This window comes from uncultured Intestinibacter sp. (genome assembly GCF_902468165.1).
Lineage (GTDB): Bacteria > Bacillota > Clostridia > Peptostreptococcales > Peptostreptococcaceae > Intestinibacter.
Window position 1 is genome coordinate 1 of sequence record NZ_CABQXJ010000129.1, and the last position, 3311, is coordinate 3311.

Below are 3311 nucleotides of genomic sequence, written 5' to 3' on the forward strand. Positions count from 1 at the left end.
ATTAAATATAATATATCAAATTGGGACAAATTTACAGAATAAAAATAAAACTATATGTAAAATGTGCAAAGATTTTTAAAAAATTTTGAACTTTTTTGTAAGCATTACAATTACTAAGTTTTAGAAAATATATTACAGGAAAAAGTTATATAATAGGCGAATTGTTATTGACTAGAATATGGAAATTCGCTATCCTTAAAGTAAATACAAAATATTTAGAACCCCTTTAAATTAAGGGGAATTTTTTTAAATAAAAATACTATATATAGTATAAAGTGTAAAAATAAACCACAATATATTGTGGTTTGAGGGGGAACGGGAATTGATAGAATATATAAGAAAAAGAGATGGGAGAAAGGTCATTTTTGATAAGGATTGTATAACAAAAGCTATATTTTCAGCAGCAAGTGAAGTGGCAGAAAAGGAGCATATACAGCCAAACTATGAAATCGCAGAAGGTTTATCTGCGCAAGTAGTTAATTTGTTAAATAAAAAATTTGTTGATGAAATACCTACTGTTGAGGATATACAAGATACGGTAGTAAAGGTACTTATTGAAACAGGCCATGCAAAGACTAGTGAGGCATTTATTCTTTATAGGAATGAAAGAAGTAGAATAAGGAATTCAAGATCTAGATTGATGAAGGCTATAGAAAAAATAACATTTGAAGATGCTAGTAATGCAAATATTAAAAGAGAAAATGCAAATATAGATGGTAATACTGCTATGGGGACTATGCTCCAATATGGTAGTACTGTGTCTAAGGAGTTTTGCAAAACTTTTGTTATCAAACCAGAGCATGCTCAAGCACACGACACAGGGGAAATACACATACACGATATGGACTTTTTAAATATGGGGACTTTAACATGCTGCCAAATAGACCTAGATAAATTATTTGAAGGTGGATTTTCTACTGGTCATGGATTTTTAAGAGAGCCAAATAGCATAATGAGTTATGGCGCATTAGCAGCAATTGCAATCCAAAGCAATCAAAATGATCAGCATGGGGGACAAAGTATACCATTTTTTGATTATAATTTGGCTAAAGGTGTATACAAGACTTTTAGAAAGTTATATATAGCTAATTTAAATAAGGGATTAAAATTATTAAAGGGTATAGATGATAAAAGAGCAGTAAAAGACATTGTGTATGATACTGAAAAGAGTTCAAATAAAAAAGTAGGCTTAGAAAAAAATCCAGATTACCTATACATTGAAAAAGAAAAATTAATAGAAACATTTAATATAGAAGAACCTTTAGCAGTATCAATCCAAAACTTTGCATATGATGAGGCGTATAAGGAGACAGATAGACAAACATATCAGTCTATGGAAGGATTTATTCATAATTTAAATACAATGCATTCAAGAGCAGGTGCACAAGTGCCATTTTCAAGTATAAACTTTGGTACAGATACATCACCAGAAGGAAGAATGGTAAGTAAAAACTTATTATTATCATTAGAAAAAGGATTAGGTAATGGAGAAACTGCGATATTCCCTATATTAATATTTAAAGTTAAAGAAGGGGTTAATTTAAATCCAGAAGACCCTAATTATGATTTATTCAAATTATCGTGTAGAGTTTCTGCAAAAAGATTATTTCCTAACTTTAGTTTCTTAGATGCTCCATTTAATTTAAAAACGTATATACCAGGTAAACCAGAAACTGAAACAACATATATGGGTTGTAGAACTAGAGTAATGGGCAATGTTTGTGGTGAAGAGGTTGCAAGTGGTAGAGGGAACCTATCATTTACTACTATTAACTTACCTAGATTAGGAATTAAGTATGGAATAGTAAATGGACGAACAAAAAAAGATTTAGATGGCTTTTTTAATGAATTAGATGAAAAGATAGATTTAGTAATAGATCAACTTCTTGAAAGAATGGAGATTCAAGGAAATAAGAGAGTGAAGAACTTTCCGTTTTTAATGGGGCAAGGAATATGGAGAGGATCAGATAACCTTTCTCCAGAAGATACACTAAAAGAAGTAATAAAACAAGGTACATTAACAGTAGGATTTATAGGATTAGCAGAATGTTTAATAGCTTTAACAGGAAAACATCATGGTGAAAGTGAAGATGCACAAGAATTAGGCTTAAAAATAGTTTCACACATGAGAAAAAGAATAGATGAGGCGACAGAGAAATATAAATTAAACTTCTCACTTATAGCAACTCCTGCAGAGGGGCTTTCAGGACGTTTCACAGAAATAGATAAGAAGATATATGGGGAAATAACAGGAATAACAGATAAAGAATATTATACTAATTCGTTCCATGTACCTGTATACTATAATATATCAGCTTTTAACAAGATAAAAATAGAGGCACCATACCATGAATTAACTAATGGTGGTCATATAACTTATGTTGAGCTAGATGGCGATACTTCAAACAATTTACAAGCTTTTGAAACAATTATTAGAAGTATGAAAGAAATGGGCATAGGATATGGTAGCGTAAATCATCCAGTAGATAGAGATCCTGTATGCGGATTTTCAGGTGTGATACCTGGTACTGTGTGCCCTGTTTGTGGACGTAATGAAGAAGAAAGTGATATAAAATTCGAAAGAATAAGAAGGATAACAGGTTATTTAGTAGGGACAGTAGATCGATTTAATGATGCTAAAAAAGCAGAAGTAAGAGACAGAGTAAAACATACCAGAATTTAAAAGGGGGGAGCAAAATGAAACTAAGAATAGCATCTCCTGTAATATGTGACAGTATAGTTGATGGACCTGGACTTAGAATGGTAATATGGACACAAGGTTGTAAACATAACTGTAAAGGATGTCACAATCCGCAAACTCATAGTTTAACAAAAGGGTATGAAGTAGACACAAAAGAAATAATCAATAAAATGGCATCTTTAAAATTACAACAGGGAATAACTCTTTCAGGAGGAGAGCCGTTTTTACAGCCTGCACCATTAGTTGAAATTGCAAAAGAAGCAAAAAATATGAATTTAGATGTTTGGAGTTACACAGGATTTAAATTTGAAGAACTAATAGATAGAAAAAATCCGCTTTATTTTGAAAATGTGGAATTATTAAAATATATAGATGTACTTGTAGATGGAAGATTTGAACTTGATAAAAGAGACATAAGTTTACTCTTTAGGGGTTCATCCAATCAACGAATAATAGACGTAAAGAAAAGTTTGAAATACAAAACAGCAGTATTAAAATTTGAATATATGCAAGAAAAACAATTATATACAGCTAAATAATATTTATAGTAAAATTGTTACTGTTATTAATACTATTTAATTAACAAGTTAAGTTCTTACATGAATATTTT

2 protein-coding genes are annotated in these 3311 nt (G+C 30.6%); both read left to right on the top strand.

Annotated features, from left to right (window positions below):
• The first annotated feature begins 322 nt into the window (after positions 1 to 322).
• Positions 323 to 2683 carry an anaerobic ribonucleoside triphosphate reductase gene (locus RDX53_RS13905; protein ID WP_295573928.1) on the top strand — a complete coding sequence of 787 codons (2361 nt, stop codon included), beginning with the start codon at positions 323 to 325 and terminating at the stop codon, positions 2681 to 2683.
• 14 nt (positions 2684 to 2697) lie between these two features.
• Positions 2698 to 3240: an anaerobic ribonucleoside-triphosphate reductase activating protein gene (gene nrdG, locus RDX53_RS13910; protein WP_195931709.1), complete on the top strand. Its 543-nt coding sequence runs from the start codon at positions 2698 to 2700 to the stop codon at positions 3238 to 3240.
• The last annotated feature ends 71 nt before the right edge of the window (positions 3241 to 3311 follow it).